Source organism: Streptomyces sp. NPDC103540 (assembly GCF_055584445.1).
Genome location: NZ_JBVJMA010000001.1, coordinates 905616 through 920006 on the forward strand (window position 1 = coordinate 905616; position 14391 = coordinate 920006).

14 protein-coding genes are annotated in these 14391 nt (G+C 74.3%); 1 reads left to right on the plus strand and 13 read right to left on the minus strand.

Translation table 11 applies throughout. The features are described 5' to 3' along the window. Window positions 1-88: 88 nt before the first annotated feature. The 10 genes from ACZ6ZI_RS04030 to ACZ6ZI_RS04075 form a co-directional block, all read right to left on the minus strand. Window positions 89-1642, minus strand: coding sequence for an alkaline phosphatase family protein (locus ACZ6ZI_RS04030; protein WP_469515449.1), 1554 nt, complete (start codon window positions 1640-1642; stop codon window positions 89-91). A 134-nt stretch (window positions 1643-1776) separates the two neighbouring features. Then, window positions 1777-2856, minus strand: a complete 1080-nt coding sequence (locus ACZ6ZI_RS04035; RefSeq protein ID WP_469515451.1) for a 2-aminoethylphosphonate ABC transporter substrate-binding protein — start codon at window positions 2854-2856, stop codon at window positions 1777-1779. 24 nt (window positions 2857-2880) lie between these two features. Beyond that, window positions 2881-3678 (minus strand): ABC transporter permease, encoded by a 798-nt coding sequence (locus ACZ6ZI_RS04040; RefSeq protein ID WP_363054455.1) that lies wholly within the window; start codon window positions 3676-3678, stop codon window positions 2881-2883. Continuing rightward, entirely contained in the window at window positions 3665-4636 is a 972-nt protein-coding gene (locus ACZ6ZI_RS04045) for a 2-aminoethylphosphonate ABC transporter permease subunit (protein WP_469515455.1), read from the minus strand. Before ACZ6ZI_RS04045 ends, ACZ6ZI_RS04040 begins: the two co-directional genes overlap by 14 nt. Further along, window positions 4629-5678 carry an ABC transporter ATP-binding protein gene (locus ACZ6ZI_RS04050; RefSeq protein WP_469515458.1) on the minus strand — a complete coding sequence of 350 codons (1050 nt, stop codon included), beginning with the start codon at window positions 5676-5678 and terminating at the stop codon, window positions 4629-4631. The genes ACZ6ZI_RS04045 and ACZ6ZI_RS04050 overlap by 8 nt, the downstream gene beginning before the upstream one ends. Continuing rightward, window positions 5675-6451, minus strand: a complete 777-nt coding sequence (locus ACZ6ZI_RS04055; RefSeq protein ID WP_469515460.1) for a phosphonatase-like hydrolase — start codon at window positions 6449-6451, stop codon at window positions 5675-5677. The genes ACZ6ZI_RS04050 and ACZ6ZI_RS04055 overlap by 4 nt, the downstream gene beginning before the upstream one ends. Before the next feature lie 5 nt (window positions 6452-6456). Then, on the minus strand, window positions 6457-7578 hold the full coding sequence (locus ACZ6ZI_RS04060) for a TIGR03364 family FAD-dependent oxidoreductase (RefSeq protein WP_469515464.1): 1122 nt from the start codon (window positions 7576-7578) through the stop codon (window positions 6457-6459). A 148-nt stretch (window positions 7579-7726) separates the two neighbouring features. Then, window positions 7727-8491, minus strand: a complete 765-nt coding sequence (locus tag ACZ6ZI_RS04065) for a GntR family transcriptional regulator (protein ID WP_469515467.1) — start codon at window positions 8489-8491, stop codon at window positions 7727-7729. 102 nt (window positions 8492-8593) lie between these two features. After that, complete coding sequence (locus ACZ6ZI_RS04070) at window positions 8594-9328, minus strand: hypothetical protein (protein WP_469515469.1); 735 nt, start codon at window positions 9326-9328, stop codon at window positions 8594-8596. Window positions 9329-9602: 274 nt separating this feature from the next. Next, window positions 9603-10721, minus strand: coding sequence for an ROK family transcriptional regulator (locus tag ACZ6ZI_RS04075; RefSeq protein WP_469515471.1), 1119 nt, complete (start codon window positions 10719-10721; stop codon window positions 9603-9605). A gap of 56 nt (window positions 10722-10777) precedes the next feature. Between ACZ6ZI_RS04075 and ACZ6ZI_RS04080 the strand changes: the two genes are divergently transcribed. Continuing rightward, window positions 10778-11893, plus strand: coding sequence for a Gfo/Idh/MocA family oxidoreductase (locus ACZ6ZI_RS04080; protein ID WP_469515473.1), 1116 nt, complete (start codon window positions 10778-10780; stop codon window positions 11891-11893). 147 nt (window positions 11894-12040) lie between these two features. Here ACZ6ZI_RS04080 and ACZ6ZI_RS04085 read toward each other — a convergent pair whose 3' ends face one another. The 3 genes from ACZ6ZI_RS04085 to ACZ6ZI_RS04095 form a co-directional block, all read right to left on the minus strand. After that, entirely contained in the window at window positions 12041-12898 is an 858-nt protein-coding gene (locus ACZ6ZI_RS04085; protein ID WP_469515476.1) for a fumarylacetoacetate hydrolase family protein, read from the minus strand. 122 nt (window positions 12899-13020) lie between these two features. Next, on the minus strand, window positions 13021-13737 hold the full coding sequence (locus tag ACZ6ZI_RS04090) for a YidC/Oxa1 family membrane protein insertase (protein ID WP_469515479.1): 717 nt from the start codon (window positions 13735-13737) through the stop codon (window positions 13021-13023). A gap of 182 nt (window positions 13738-13919) precedes the next feature. Continuing rightward, window positions 13920-14249: a DUF6412 domain-containing protein gene (locus tag ACZ6ZI_RS04095; protein WP_469515862.1), complete on the minus strand. Its 330-nt coding sequence runs from the start codon at window positions 14247-14249 to the stop codon at window positions 13920-13922. Window positions 14250-14391 lie beyond the last annotated feature (142 nt).

A 14391-nucleotide genomic window follows, 5' to 3' on the forward strand; every position in this document is an offset into this window, starting at 1 on the left:
TGGGTCTGTGGTCTGTACCACTACCCTAGCGGGCTCGGGCCGCGGACGCGGTGGGCGTCCACGGCCCGGACCTCCTCACCCGTACGGGCTAGCCGAGGCGGACGTCGTCGACGGCCCAGAACCAGTTGTTGTTCCCGCTGTAGCGGAAGCGGACCTGGACGTCGGTGGTGCCCGCGGGGACCTGGAGGGCGAGGGACTCCACCTTGGCGAGGGCGTCCGCGGTGTGGGTCTTCACCACGGTCGGGGCGCCGCCGTCGTAGGAGACCAGGACCTGGGCGGTCTGGCCGGCCTCGTGGCGGTAGTGCGTCCGGTAGGTCAGCGTCCTCGTCGTGCCCCCGGCGACCGCCCACCGGGGGGTGATCAGGGTGGAGTCGAAGGTGCCGGTGTGGGTCTTGTCGTCCCACTCGTCGGAGTCGGCGACGGCGAACACGTCGCGCGAGCGGACGTTCGACTCGCGCCACTGGTCGCGCTGCGCCTGGGTCCAGAACTCGTCGGTCGCGAAGGACCAGCCGGCCCATTCGGTGACGCCGCCCGTGCCCATCCTCGAATCGTCGACGGACCAGCCGGCGGGCGGGGTGCGGGTGAAGCCCTTCACCGCGGCCGGGATGCCCGTCTCGTCCACCCGCGAGCGGAGGTTCGGGCGCAGGGTGTCGAAGGGGTCGGCGTCGGGGGCGTCGAGCGGGACGCCGTCCAGGCCGGTGGTGGGGACGCCGAGGTGGGCGAGGGCGGTCGCGGCGACGTCGGCGAGCCTGACGTCCTCGCGCACGGAACCGGCGGGGATGCCGGCGCCCTTGGCGATGACGAAGGTGGCGCGTTCGGCGGGGGTGGAGCCGCCGTGGCCGCCGGCGTCGGTGTGGCCGTGGTCGGTGGTGACCAGGACCTTCCAGTTCTCCCGGGCGTACGTCGGGCGGCTCTGGACGGCGGTGAGCAGTTGGCCGACCATCGCGTCGACGCGGGCGACGGCGTCGAGGTACTGCGGGCTCGCGGCGCCGTGGGAATGGCCGGCGGAGTCGACCTGGCCGAGGTAGACGAAGGAGGCGTCGGGGTCCCGGTCGCGCAGTTCGGTGACGGCGGCGGCGGTGATCTTCGGGTCCTCGTTGCCGTAGCCGTCGCGGTCGCCCTTGAGGCTGAGCCTCTTGTCGACCTTGGCGGAGAAGATGGGGCCGCCCGCGTCGGTGGAGGTGACGGGTTCCCAGTCGGCGGCCGCGTAGGTGTTGAGCGCGGGTCGGGCGTTCTCGACGCGGGTCAGGAAGTCGGGGTGGTCCGTGAGGTTCTTGCCGACGAACGAGTTGTCCCTCACCCCGTGCTTGTCGGGCCACACGCCGGTGGCGATGGTGGACCAGCCCGGGCCGGAGGAGGTGGCGGCCATCGGGTTCGCGTACAGGCTGCTCCTCGCGGTCAGGCCCTGGGCCATCAGGCCCTTCAGGTGGGGGGCGTTAGCGGCCCTGACGCGGTCGAGGACCACCCCGTCCAGGCCGATGACGAGGACCTTGTCGGTGCCGGCGGCGGGGGCCGCCTTGGCCGTGGCGGTGGCGGGGGTGGCGGGTGCGGCTGCCGCGGTGGGGGTGGCGAGTGCGGCGGCGAGCAGGGCCGTGGCGGTGGCGGTCACGGCGAGGGCGCGTCCGGACGGGACAGTGGGCACGTACTCCTCCGGGAGTGGTCGTGGGAGAGGTGCGAGGGGGTGTGCGCCGGGTCCGGACCGAAGGTGCGGTCCTCGGTCCAGACCCGTTATGCGAGCGTCACTCTGGCGGGTGGGGGTGACCGGGAAGTGACCGGTCAGCTTCCGGTCGCCGACTTCCACGCGTCGACGTAGCCCGTCAGGTTCCCGTCGATGTCGGCCCAGTCCGGTTCGAACACCTCGACACCCGCCATGATCCTGGTGAGTTCGACGGCGTTGGCGTCGGTCGGCTTGATGTCGGAGCGGGCGGGGAATCCGCCGCCGACCTCGCTGACCAGCTTCTGGGCCTCCTCGCCGAGCATGAAGTCGAGGAGCTTCCTGCCGTTCTCGGCGTGCGGCGCCCGGTCCACGAGGCCGGCCGCGTACGGGAGGGCGAAGGTGGTGGGCTTCCCGCCCTCCCTGGCGGGGAACCAGATGCCGAGGTTCGGCATGGACTTGGACTGGGCGAAGTTCATCTGGACGTCGCCGTTGGCGACGAGCAGCTCGCCCTTGTCGGTCTTCGGCGCCAGCTTGCTGGTGGAGGAGGACGGGCCGACGTTGTTGGCCTGGAGCCTCTTCAGGTACTCCATCGCCGGCTCCTTGCCGCCGAAGTCGTGCATCGACTTGATGAGGACGGCCGTGCCGTCGCCCGCGACCCCCGGGGTGGAGTACTGGAGCTTTCCCTTGTACTTGGCGTCCAGGAGTTCCTCCCAGGTCCTGGGGGCCCGGTCGAGCTCCTTCTTGTTGTAGACGAAGCCGAAGTAGTTGTTGACGACGGAGGTCCACTTGCCGTCGGGCGCCTTGTCGCCGCCGCCGACCTTGTCGGAGCCCTGCGGGGCGTAGGCCTGGAGCAGCCCCTTGCCGTCGGCCTGCTGGATGAAGGGGGGCAGGGTGATCAGCACGTCGGCCTGGGTGTTGGTCTTCTCGCGGACGGCGCGCTGGACCATCTCACCCGAGCCGCCCTCCACGTACTTGACCTCGATGCCGGTCTTCTGGGTGAAGGCGGCGAACACCTTGTCGTACCAGCCGTCGCCCTTCTCGCTCTTGAGGCCGTCGGCGCTGTAGACGGTGACGACCTTCGCGCCGCCCGCCGCGGAGTCCGCGCCGGAGCCGGAGCCGGAGCAGGCGGTGAGTGCGGCGGCCAGGACGAGGCCGCCGGTGACGGTGGCGGCGAGGCGCGGGTGCAGGTTGGCGGTCATGGAACTTCCTTACGGGGAAGGGGGTCAGCGGTACGTGGCTCTGGTGCGGACGCGGGAGACGGCGTACAGGACCAGCAGGGTGGCGGCCATCAGGACCACGGCGACGGCGGAGCCCGCGAAGAGCGACCCCCGGTCGGTGGCGGTGAAGATCCGGACGGGCAGGGGGGTCCAGTCGGGCGGGTAGAGCATCATCGTGGCGCTCAGCTCGCCCATGGACAGGGCGAAGCAGAGGCCGGCGGCGGCCGTCAGGGAGGGCAGCAGGAGGGGGATCCTGACCCGCCACAGCACGTACGCGGGACCGGCTCCCAAGGAGGCGGCCGCCTGCTCGTAGGCGGGGTCGAGGCGGGCCGCGGCCGCCGAGACCGACTGGTAGGCGAAGGCCGTGACGAGGACGGCGTGGGCCAGGAAGACGATCGCGCTCGTGCCGTTGAGCAGCAGCGGGGGCCGGCTGAAGGCGACCAGGACGGCCAGCCCGACGACCACGGACGGCACGGCCACCGGCAGCATGAACAGGGCGTCCAGGACGCGCTTCCCGCGCGCCTTCAGCCCGGCGGCGGCCAGGGCCGCCCAGCCGCCGACGGTGAGCGCGAGCAGGCTCGCGACCAGGGCGGTGACCAGCGAGGTGGTGAGCGCGCGCAGGGATTCGCCGCGTACGGCGGAGGCGTAGTGCGCGGTGGTCGGGCCGGAGGGGAAGGCGCCGGACCAGTGCGTCGAGAAGGACGCGGCGACCACGACGAGCAGCGGCAGGGCGAAGAGGGGCAGGAAGAGGAGGCCGAACAGGGCCCAGGCGGCCCGGCGGCCGGTCTTGCTATGCACCAGCACGTTTGCCCACCACCCGGTAGAGGCCGAACAGTCCGAGGGAGATCGCGATGTTGACGACGGCGACCACGCAGGCGGCCGCGTAGTCGGATTCGAGGATCGCCTTGCCGTAGACGAGCATCGGGAGGGTGGTGACGTCCTTGGCTCCGGTGAACAGGACGATCCCGAACTCGTTGAGGCACATGACGAGGACGAGGCTGCCGCCGGCGGCGAGGGCGGGCAGGGCCTCGGGGAGGATGACCCGCCGGATGATCCGGGCCGGTCCCGCGCCGAGGGAGGAGGCCACCTCCAGCTGGGCGGTGTCCAGTTGGGAGAAGGCGGCGAGGAGCGGGCGCATCACGAAGGGCGTGAAGTACGTGATCTCCGCGAGGAGGACGCCCCAGGGGGTGGTGAGGAAGTGGAAGGGGCCGTCGGCGGCGCCGGTCAGGTCGCTCCACAGCCCGTTGGCCATGCCCACCGTCCCGTAGAGGAAGAGGAGGGCGAGGGTGATGAGGAAGGAGGGGAAGGAAAGGAAGACGTCGATGAACCTGGCGACGGCCCTCGCCCCGGGGAAGGGGACGAAGGCGATGATCAGGGCGAGGGTGAAGCCGAGGACCAGGCAGCCGACGGTGGATCCGACGGCCAGCCACACGGTGGTGCCGAGGGCCTCGTGGAAGGCGGTGGAGGCGAACACGGAGGCGTAGGCGTCGAAGGCCCCGCCGCCGCCCTCGGGGGTGAGGGACTGCCGGACCACCAGGGCCAGGGGGTAGAGGAACACCAGGGCGAGCACGGCGACGGGGGGCACCGCCCACGCGCCGCGCGGCAGGCGGAACCGGTCCGACCGGGGGGCGGGGGCGGCGGCCGTGGGAGCCGGGTCGGCCGCAGGGGTGGGGGTGGGGTCGGGGCCGGGGGTGGGGTCGGGGACGGGGGGTCGCGCGGTGGCGGCCGGCGGGGGCGCGGCCCGGTGCGAGATGTCAGGCATCCGACACCCCCGCCGCCAGCAGCACGGCGTCGCGGGGCTCGAAGTGCAGGGTCACCTCGTCGCCCAGGGCCGGGGTCTCGCGCAGCTCGGGCAGGTCCGCCTTGAGCCCGTGGCCGGCCACGTCGACGTGGAGCCGGTGCGTGGAGCCCCGCCACTGGACCTCGGTGATCCTGCCGCGCAGCGCGTTCGGGCCGGCCCCGAGGCCGATCAGGTGCGGCCGTACGCACAGGGTGGCCGCGGCGCCCGGGGCGGCGCGCCCCCGGTCGAGGGTCAGCGTCCGGCCCTCGAAGACCGCGCCGCGTTCGGCCACGGTGACGGGCAGCAGGTTGGCGTTGCCGACGAAGGAGGCGGTGAACTCCGTGCGCGGCGCCCGGTACAGCCGCTGCGGGGTGCCGCAGTCCTGGAGGCGGGCCCGGTCCATGACGGCGATCCGGTCGGCGAGGGTGAGCGCCTCCACCTGGTCGTGCGTGACGTACAGCATGGACACGTCGGGCAGTTCGCGGTGCAGGCGGGCCAGTTCGGCGAGCATCCCGGAGCGCAACTGCGCGTCGAGGGCGGACAGCGGCTCGTCGAGCAGGAGCACCCCGGGGCGGATGGCGAGCGCGCGGGCGATGGCGACGCGCTGCTGCTGCCCGCCGGACAGCTCGCGGGGGTGACGCTTGGCGTACGCCGCCATGCCCGTCATCTCCAGGGCCTCGGCGACCCGGGCCGGGATCGTGGCCCTGGGGGCCTTGTGCGCCTTGAGGCCGAAGGCGACGTTCTCCTCGACCCGCAGGTGCGGGAAGAGCGCGTACTGCTGGACGACCATCCCGATGCCGCGCTTGTGCGGCGGGAGGGCGGTCACGTCCCGGCCGCCGATCAGCACCCGGCCGGAAGCGGGCCGTACGAAACCGGCGACCGCGCGCAGGGCGGTGGTCTTGCCGGAGCCGGAGGGGCCCAGCAGTGCCATGACCTCGCCGGGCTCGACGGTCAGGTCGAGGGAGTCCAGGACGGTGTTGCCGGCGTAGGCGACGGACACGGAGTCGAAGCGGATGCCGCTCACGCCCGGGTCTCCCGCTCCAGCAGTGCGGGCAGGTCGGCGACGGAGGCCAGGACGTGGGTCGCGCCGTGCGCTTCGAGCCCCGCGCGGTCGTGGGCCCCGGTGAGGACGCCCGCGACGATCCCGGCCCCGGCGCGCCGGCCGCTCAGCATGTCGTACGCCGTGTCGCCGGCCACCACCACCTCGCGGACGTCGGCGGCGGCTCCGGTGCGCAGGAAAGCGGCCAGCACCATGTCGGGGTACGGGCGCCCCCGGCCGCCGGCGTCGGCGGGGCACAGGGTGAGGTCGGCGAGGTCCCGCCAGCCGAGGACGTCGAGGATGGCCTCCTGGGTGACGCGGGCGAAGCCGGTGGTCAGGACGACGGTGCGGCCGTCGGCGCGGAGCCTCTCGATGGCGGCGCGGGCGCCGGGGACCGGGGCGACGAGTCCGCCGTCGACGAGTTCCCCGTAGGCCTGCTCGAAGGCGGTGTTGGCCCGGCGCGCGAGGGCCTCCGTACCGAAGAGGCGGCGGAACACCGAGATCTTCGACTCGCCCATGGTGTCGCGGACGTGGCGGAGCTTGGCGGCGTGGTCGGCGCTGCCGGGTTCGACGCCGAGGTGGGCGGCGGCGCGCTCGAAGGCCCGCTCGACGAGGCCGCCGTCGGCGACGGTGGTGCCGGCCATGTCGAGGACGACGAGCCGGTGGCGGGGGGTGCTCGCGCCGTCGGTGTCGGTGTCGGTATCGATGTCGATGTCGGTCGGGTCGGTCGTGGGGGTGCGGTCGGTCGTGTCGGTCATGTGGCTCACCAGCCCAGTTCGTTCGCGGTGGTCTCGGCTATGGCGGGCGAGCAGGTCATGCCGCGTCCGCCGGGTCCGGTCACCAGCCAGACGCCGTCGGCCACCTGTTGGCGGTGGACGACGCGGGTGGTGTCGGTGCACTGCGCGTACACGCCCGCCCAGCGGTGCCTGATCTTCGGCAGCGGGCGGCCCAGGAAGGCTTCGACCACCTCGGTGAGGTGCTCGTAGGGGTCTTCGAGGGTGTCGAACGCGAAGGGGTGTTCGTACTCGTGGGTGTCGCCGATGGTCAGTCCGCCGTCCAGGCGCTGGACCATCAGGAGCTGCATCCGGTGCGCGGCGGCGATCGGCGCCTGCGCCTGTTCGGTGTCCAGGGCGTCGAGGGCGTCGCTCCGGTAGGCGGGGTAGTAGCGGAAGCTGTCGGCGTCGGCTACCGAGGTGGTGAGCGGTTCGCCGAGCGGGGCGGTCTGCATCATCTGGAGCCGTACGCGGCGTACGGGCAGTTCGGGGGCGAGTTCGCGGACCAGGCCGGACAGCCAGGCGCCGGTGGCCAGGACGACGGCGTCCCCGCGGTGGACGTCGCCGTGGTCGTCGCGGACGGCTCCGGGGCCGACGACCTCGCGGACCTCGCGTCCGGGCAGGAAGGTGTGGCGGCCGGAGGCCCGCAGGGCTTCGCGCAGGTGGAGTTGGGCGGTGCGCGGCTCGACGGCGGCGTCCCGTTCGCACCACAGGGCCGCGTCGAACGCGCCGCGCAGTGCCGGGTTGATCCGCCGCGCCTCGGCGGCGGTGATCAGCGCGTGGCCGCGGGCGGCGGCGTCGGGGTGGGCGGCGGCCGCCTCGGCGACGGCGTACTCGTGGGGGGTGCGGACGGGGGTGAGGGAGCCGATGGCGCGGAAGCCCAGGCCGGGCACCCGCGCGCCGATGCGCTCCCAGAGCTCGCGGGCGCGCAGGGCGGTGTCGAGTTCCTCTCCCCCGGCCCGCCCACTGACCCAGATCTGGCCGAAATTGCGCAGCGACGCGCCACGGGCCTCCACTTCTCGCTCGATCTGTACGACCTCGTGGCCGCGTTCCACTGCCTGCCAGGCGTGCATGGTGCCGACCACGCCGCCTCCGACGACTATGACTCTCACGCCGACCACGGTGGGCGGGGCCCGTGACCCGGGGGGATCGCGGTGGCGACGGGTCGGTGAACAGGCTCCGACGTTTGGACCAGACCCGTTATCTTCTCGTGATGTCGAGGTGCCCTTTTTGGGTGCGTACGGGTGGGATCGGGTGCCGCTATTCCGGCTTCAGGCGGGTCGTGAAACTGAACCGGTCGCCACGGTAGAGCGAACGCACCCGCTCCAGGGGGCGGCCGTCCCGGTCCCGCGAGAAGCGGTGGATCAGCAGCATCGGGAGCGCCGGCGGGGTCCCGATCAGCAGGGCCTCGCGGGGGGTGGCGAGGACGGTCTCCAGCTTCTCGTCGGCGTCGCCGAAGGCGATTCCGAGGTGGTCGTGGAGATACCCGTAGAAGGAGGAGTCCGGCTTGAAATCGACGTCGAGGTGGGGGGCGCGGGCGACGCGGACGTACGTGCTCTCCAGCCCGACGCGCTCGTCGTCGGCCAGCAGGACGCGCTCCAGGTGCCAGACGGGCTCGCCGATCTCGGCCCCGATGCCCCGGGTCAGTTCGGGCGGGCAGGGGAAACGTTCCAGGCCGATGAGGTTGCGGCCGGGGCGACGGCCCTGGCGGCGGACGCCCTCGGTGTAGCTCGCCAGCGACAGCGGTTGCTCCAGCTTCGGTCCGGCGACGACGGTGCCCCGCCCGGCGCGGCGCAACCGGCCTTCGAGGAGGAGCTCGCGCAGGGCCTGGCGGACGGTCTCGCGGGACACCCCGTAGCGCTCGGCGAGGTCGCGTTCGGTGGGGAGCGTGCCGCCTTCCCCCAGCTCGTCGAGGAGCTCCGCGACGCGGGCCTTGACGGCGTAGTACTTGGGGACGCGACCGTGCTCGGGGATGCCGGAGCGGACGGGCGAACCGGGGCGATGGGGCTGGATCCGTTCTTCCACGCTCGGACTGTACGTGGGGCGGGTGAACGGCTCGGGCGGACGCCGGTCGGGCGGCGGCCGGGCGCCGGTCGGGCGCCGGTCGGTGGGGGCGGCCGGGTGCGATCAGCGCAGCCGGCGGGCGCCGAGCAGCAGGCCGCCGCCGGCGGTGAGGGCGGCCAGCGCGGCGGTCCCGTACGCCCAGTCGCGCGGGCCGGTGTGGGCGAGGGAGGCGGCGTCGGCGGACTCCCCGTCCGGGCCCTCGACGGAGAAGCGGTAGCCACCGGCCTCCCCGACCCACTCCCCGTCGTCGCCGTGCTCCCCCTTGCGTTGGACGAGAGCGGCGTCGGCCAGGACCTCACCGTGCGGGGCGGCGCCGGAGAACGCGAGGCGGACCTTGACGGTGAGCGAGCCGCCCGCGCCGACGGAGAACCCCGGGAAGGCGTCGCCGCCGTCGAACACGGCGATGATCTCGTCGCGGTCGGTGCGTTCCAGGCTGACGGGGTACGAGCCGCCGGGGGCGTCGAACTCCATCCGGAGGTGGGCGGGGCGCAGGGCCCGGGCCTGGTCGGTGAGGACGACGACGGGGTGGATCGCGGTGCAGGTGTCGCCGGTGGTGTTCGTGAGGTCGAGCAGCCAGGTCTGCGGTTCGCCGCCGGCCCGGTAGACGGCGGGGCCGCCGCGGATGCGGGCGCCGATGGGGAAGGCCGGGCTCTTGCCGTCGCCGCAGGTGGCGTGCGCGCGGGAGGGCAGCGCGGGGGCGGGGCGGGCGCCGCCCCCGGTACCGATGTCCGCGACGGCGGTGGGCGCGGCGCAGACGAGGAGGACGGCGGTGAGGGCAAGGGCTTTGCGCACTCGCATGGAAGACCTTCGCTGCTCGCCGGACGGGAAGATGATCGGACGAGGTGACAATCGCCCCGGCCTGTCCGCACCCTGCCACGCGCGCGCGAACCCTCCGGCACGCCGCGCCTCGGACCTCCCGGTTTACGCCTGATCGGCGCACAGGGTCAAGCGGGGTCCCGTATCCGGGACCACGCCGGGGGTCGGGGGCCTCGCCCCCGGGTCGACACCGCGTCCCGCCCCTTCTGCGCTTCCGCCTCAAGCGCCCCGCAGGCAGGGCGGCCCCGGCCGGGCGTCAGGCGCGGGGGGCGAAGGGGGGCGGTGTGGCGTAGAAGGGGGACAGGGCCAGTTCGGCGGCGCCTTCCGCCACGTCACGGGCGGCACGGGTGACGGTGGTGGCGGCGTGGCCCGCGCCCCGGCCGGCCAGGGCCGCCCGCACCCCCGTCACGAACGCCTCCGGGTCGGCGTCGACCACCCGCCCCCCGAGCAGCAGCGCGTCCACGTCCAGCAGCGCGACCAGGTTGGCCGCCCCCTCCCCGAGGATCCGCGCCGCCGACGCCACGTCGCCCCGGGCCACCGCCTCCAGGCAGAGCACCTCCAGGCAGCCCCGCGCCCCGCAGCGGCAGAGCGGTCCGTCCAGGTGCAGCACCTGGTGGCCGAACTCCCCCGCCGCCGAGCGCGCGCCCCGGTGGATCGCGCCGTCGAGCCGCAGCCCGGCGCCGAGGCCGGTCCCCACGTGGAGGTAGGCCGAGGCGGCCGTCCCGGGCCCGGCGGGCGCCGCCGCGACCCCGGCGTTGGTGTCCTTGTCCAGCACCACCGGCAGCCCCAGACGCCCCTCCAGCACCTTCCGCAGCGGGTATCCCGCCCACTGGGGGAAGCCCGTCACCGGGCCCAGCACCCCGCCGCGCCAGTCGAGCGGGCCCGGGGCGGCGACGCCCACCCCGAGCGGCTCGGGCAGCGGTCCGGTATCGGATTCCGCGCGCCCCCGGACCCGTAGGACCGCCGCGCACACGGCGTCCACGACCGGGTCCGGGCCCGCCCCGAAGTCCAGCGGTCCGCCCGTCCGGGCGAGGACGCGGCCGGCGAGGTCGACCCGTACGGCCGTGAGCTCGTCGCGGTCGACGTGCACTCCGATCGCGTGCCGGGCCTCGGGCACCAGCCGCAGCAGCGTGCGCGGCTTGCCGCCGGTGGAGGCGTCGCGCCCCGCCTCGGCGACCAGCCCCTCCGCCGCGAGGCGGGCCGTGATCTTGCTGACGGCCTGCGGGGTGAGCCCCGTACGGTCGGCGAGTTCGGCGCGGCCGAGCCCCGGCGGGCCGGCCGCGCGCAGCAGGTCCAGCAGCAGCGCGTCGTTGTGCCCGCGCAGGGCGGGCAGGTTCGCCCCGCCCCGTCCACCCGATTCGTCGCCCCTGTTCACAGGCCCATTGTCCACCCTCCTTGCACTTACGCAACGCTGTTGCCAAAGTGGAATCCATGAACGCCTCCCCCACCTCCGCACCCCTGCGCGTGGCGCTCGTCGGCTACGGGCTCGCCGGCTCCGTCTTCCACGCCCCCCTCGTCCACGCCACCGAGGGCCTGGTCCTCGACACGGTCGTCACCTCCGACCCCGGCCGGCAGGAGCAGGCCCGCGACGCCTACCCGGGCGTGCGCGTCGCCGCCTCCGTCGACGAGGTGTGGGCGCGCGCGGGCACCGCGGACGCCCCCGACCTGATCGTCGTCGCCTCGCCGAACAAGACCCACGTGCCGCTCGCCACGACCGCCCTCGACGCCGGGATCCCCGTGGTCGTGGACAAGCCGCTCGCCGCGACCGCCGACGAGGCCCGCGCGCTCGCCGCCCTCGCGGAGCGCACCGGCACCTTCCTGTCCGTCTTCCAGAACCGCCGCTGGGACAACGACTTCCTGACCCTGCGCCGCCTCCTCGACGCCGGCGAGCTCGGCGAGGTCCAGCGCTTCGAGTCCCGCTTCGAGCGCTGGCGGCCCCAGCTCAAGGGCGGCTGGCGCGAGTCCGGGGCTCCCGAGGAGATCGGCGGTCTGCTCTACGACCTCGGCAGCCACGTCGTGGACCAGGCGCTGGTGCTGTTCGGCCCGGCCGTACGGGTCTACGCGGAGACCGACGTGCGCCGCCCCGGCGCGCAGACCGACGACGACACCTTCATCGCCCTCACCCACGCCGGCGGCGTCCGCTCGCACCTCTACGTCAGCGCCACCACCGCCCAGCTCGGCCCGCGCCTGCGCGTCCTCGGCTCCCGCGCCGGCTTCGTCAAGTACGGCCTCGACCCGCAGGAGGCCGCCCTGCGGGAGGGCCTGCGCCCCGGCGCCGACGGGCAGCCGTGGGGGGAGGAGCCGGAACACCTGTGGGGGCGCCTGGGGTCCGGCGAGTCCCCGCTGACCGGCGGCGGGGTACCCGTACGGACGGCGCCGGGCGACTACCCGGCCTACTACGCGGCGGTCGCGCGGGCCCTGCGCACCGGCGGCCCGGCCCCGGTCACGGCGGACGAGGCGGCGCACTGCCTCGCGGTCCTGGAGGCGGCGCGCACCTCCTCGCGGGACGGGGTCGTGGTGGAGCTGGGCGCTCCCGACCGGGGCTGATCCGCTCCCCCGCGCTCCCGACCCGGGGCCGATCCGCTCCCCCGCGCTCCCGACCGGGGCCGATCCGCTCCCCCGCGCCGGGGAAGGGGTGAAGGGCGGGCCGCCCGTGGCGGCCCGCCCCTCACCGGTGGAAGCTTCGCGCCCCGATCAGGCGCTCTTGAACTCCTGGCGCTGGCGCCCGAGGCCCTCGATCTCCACCTCGACCACGTCACCGGCCCGCAGGAACGGCTTCGGCTCCGGCTGCCCCGCGGCCACACCGGCCGGGGTGCCGGTGACGATGACGTCGCCCGGGTACAGGGTCATGAAGTGGCTCAGGTACCGGACGACCTCGCCGACGGCGAAGATCTGGTCCGAGGTGTGCCCGTCCTGCTTCCGCTCGCCGTTGACCCACAGCCGTACGTCGAGGACCTGGGGGTCGGGGATCTCGTCGGCGGTGACCAGCCAGGGGCCGAGCGGCGTGAAGGTCTCGCAGTTCTTGCCCTTGTCCCAGGTGCCGCCGCGCTCGGTCTGGAACGCGCGCTCCGTGACGTCGTTGGCCAGCACGTAGCCGCCGACGTGCGCGAGGCCCTGCTCCGCGGAGTCGAGGTAGCGGGCGGTGCTGCCGATGACGACGCCGAGTTCGGCCTCCCAGTCGGTCTTCACGCTGCCGCGCGGGATCAGCACGGTGTCGTCGGGGCCGACGACGGTGTCCGGGGACTTCAGGAAGACGATCGGCTCCGCCGGAGCCTCCGCGCCGACCTCCGCCGCGTGCCCGTGGTAGTTCAGCCCGATGCCGACGATCTTGCCGATCCGGCCGATCGGGGAGCCCGGGCGCAGCCCTTCCGCGTCCAGGGCGGGAAGCTCGCCGGCCGCCGCGGCCTCGCGCACCCGGGACAGCGCCGAGTCGTCGGCCAGCAGGGCGCCGTCCACATCCGTGACCAGGCCGGACAGGTCCCGCAGGATCCCGTCCTCGTCGAGGAGCGCGGGGCGCTCCGACCCGACGGGTCCGACACGCAGCAGCTTCATGGGCATTCTCCCGTGGTCGTGGGTGGTCGGCCCGCGGGCGTGCCCGGGGCCGGCCGATGGGTTGCGGCCATCGGAGGATTGGCTGATCCTCCAAGATGTCCGACCAATCCGCAAGACCCTGTTCACAGACTGGAACGCGCGGCTCCGTCGCCCGCCGGCCCCGCGGCGCGCTCCTTGCGGTGCTGGAGCCAGGCCCGCTCGGCCACCGACCAGGCCGTGGTGGTCAGCAGGTACAGCCCGGCGGCCAGCGGGACGACGGCCGCCGTGATCAGCGTGCCGAACGACATCAGGGGCAGTACGCCGCCCAGCTTGCGCATCGCCTCCAGCTGCTCGGGCGTCGGCGCGGGCCGCGCCCCGGCGCCTCCGGCCGCGCCCCCGCCGGCGGGACCTCGCGCGGGCACGGGCGCGGGGACCGGCGCGGCCGCGGCGGCCCGCCGGCCCCGTACCGCGCTCCAGGCGGCGACCACCCCGATCGCCGCGAACAGCCCAAGGAACACCAGCCCCCGGTCCCCGAGGAGGCCGCCGTCGGCGAGCGCCCCGGTCCAACGGGCGCCGAGGGGCGCGGCGAACAGTCGGTGCCCCAGCAGCTCGTTGGCGTGCCCGCCGACGTCGGCGGAGGAGAAGGCCTGGTACATCACGAAGAACACCGGCAGCTGGAGCAGCAGCGGAAGGCAGCCCGCCGCCGGGGTCGCGCCGCGGAAGGCGGCCCGGCTCAGCGGGTGCAGGGCGAGCCGTACGAGGACGGTGAACAGCACGATCGCGGCGGCGGTCGCGGACTCGGCGAGCAGCGGCTCCAGGAGCCGGCCCAACTGGGAGACAAGATTGACGAAAACGGACACGTGGGCCCTCCGAGGGGTCTCGTCGAACGTCGAAAGAGGTGCGTTTCGGCGTGACGACCCGCGAGGGACGACGGTGAGGGGCGACCCGGGACCGGAGCGGTGATCGTGAGCGGAGATCAGCCGTCGGTCGTGGTGGTCCGGGGTCGCGGGGGAACAGGAGGAACGGGAGGAACCGATCGCCCCTACGCGGCCGTCGGGAGGGGACGGCCGGGAGCCCGGGGCCTCGACCGGCCCGAGGCGTCGGGATCGCGCTGCGGCAGGAACGCCGTGCGCCGCTCGCGATCACGGATCGCGGTGCGTATGCGGTGCGGCGGCACGGGCCGCACGAGGCGGGCGGTCAGGGCCGCCGCGCCCGCCGCGACGGCGACGGCCAGGGTGACGACGGCGCCCGCGAGCCCGCCCTCCCCCGCCATCAGGCCGAGCGCCCCGCCGAGGAGCAGCAGGGTGAGGGACAGGGCGAGGAGCACGCGCGGGGCCCGCCGGGCCCGCGAAAGGAGCGAGAAGACGGACAAGGACACGGAGAAGGACGCGAAGGACGGGCGGTGCCCGTCGGAGGATCCGGCCACGCGGTCCACCCCCTCTCCAGTCGCCGCCCCGAACTTCCGTACGCGTCGGGGCACTCGTGATCGATGCACTCGTGATCGATGGTAACGG